Source organism: Marinomonas sp. S3726, assembly GCF_000967665.1.
Lineage (GTDB): Bacteria > Pseudomonadota > Gammaproteobacteria > Pseudomonadales > Marinomonadaceae > Marinomonas.
Genome location: NZ_JXYC01000066.1, coordinates 1 through 825, shown reverse-complemented (window position 1 = coordinate 825; position 825 = coordinate 1). Strand labels below are relative to the sequence as shown.

Genomic DNA, 825 nt, shown 5'->3' with positions numbered 1-825 from the left:
TAACTTCCATTGTGCCGTCAGAGCTCATAGAAGCTGAGCCTGCTGAATTAGTAAAACTCGCTCCTTTAACAACACCTCCTGCGGTAACATTCCCCCCCGCATCAATTTTTGTTGCAGCAATGATGTTTGCGCCGCTTTTAATTTGGCCCACAGATTCTATGGTTTCAGCCACCGTTAACTTACCTGTCATATGGGTATGTGGTGTAACCAACTCAACTTTCGTTTTAGCTTCAACACTTATAGAGCGGTCTTTCTTAATGTGTACCTTGTCACCTTGGTGGTTATAAATAGCGGCTTCACCTTCCTCTATGGTAAGGCGATAGCGTTGGTCTCCCGCAAGAATAGCCACGCTATGAGAACCGTTGCCGTTAAACGCAAGAACAACAGATTCCGCATTGGTTAATGGGTGAGACGTAAAACCAAACGGCTCAAGGTGCTCAACGTTATCTAGCGGTTGCCCACCTTCTTGTTGTAGTTGGAGGTAACGAACATTATTTACATACTTCACTCGGGCAATGGTTGCTCGACCTGCTAAACGATGAAGCTTTCTTTGCAATAGCTTTAAAAGTGAATTCATACAACAAACCCCAAACTATCATTCGCTTTTTCTTCTTCAGCAATTAAGTCAAAAGCATTTTTAGGCATCACTAAAAGTTCGGTGGTGCTTCCTTTCTCTCCGAGGATAATGCGAGTCTCAACGATTAATCGTTCATCGTTCCAATCCATTAACGCGTCCTTTACAGGGACAAGCAAGTTGGGGTTCCATAACGCGCCTCCCAGTTTTTGTCTCCATCCTTGCACCGTATAAACCACAGTTTCAGCTCT

2 protein-coding genes are annotated in these 825 nt (G+C 44.2%); both read right to left on the bottom strand.

Annotation, left to right across the window (positions count from 1 at the left end; all coding sequences use genetic code 11):
* Window positions 1-577 (bottom strand): phage baseplate assembly protein (locus tag TW85_RS25795; RefSeq protein WP_052702412.1); only part of this gene is annotated, 577 nt, incomplete at its 3' end.
* Window positions 574-825: hypothetical protein (locus TW85_RS26560; RefSeq protein WP_046019855.1), on the bottom strand; the 252-nt coding region annotated here is incomplete at its 5' end. The genes TW85_RS26560 and TW85_RS25795, both read right to left, overlap by 4 nt.